Origin of the sequence: Flavobacterium sp. J49 (assembly GCF_011742145.1) — a bacterium.
GTDB lineage: Bacteria > Bacteroidota > Bacteroidia > Flavobacteriales > Flavobacteriaceae > Flavobacterium.
Genome location: NZ_JAAQQU010000052.1, coordinates 1 through 338, shown reverse-complemented (window position 1 = coordinate 338; position 338 = coordinate 1). Strand labels below are relative to the sequence as shown.

1 protein-coding gene is annotated in these 338 nt (G+C 41.1%); it reads right to left on the bottom strand.

Annotation, left to right across the window (positions count from 1 at the left end; translation table 11 throughout):
• Nucleotides 1–338 (bottom strand): hypothetical protein (locus HA632_RS01530; RefSeq protein WP_176305486.1); only part of this gene is annotated, 338 nt, incomplete at both ends.

Genomic DNA, 338 nt, shown 5'->3' with positions numbered 1-338 from the left:
ACTCTCACCCAAATGGTTTGGTTGTTCATAGCGGTATAGTTAGTATCATTAATAATTGGTGCAATACCGGCTTGGGCTGCTGTTTGCGAAGTATAGTACTCAACCGTATAATTACTCGCGGCCAATGGTTGTTGGGCCAACACACTTGGGGTATTCACCGTCAAGTCAACATTGGTAATGGCATTTTGAGTATTGTTGTCATCATCACAAACCACGATATCATCTAAATCAATCGGTGCAATCGGACTTGGATTCACATTAAGCTCAATCGGAATGACACTCCAACATCCGGTTAATGGGTCAACTGCTCTAACATACAATATTTGTACAAAAGGATT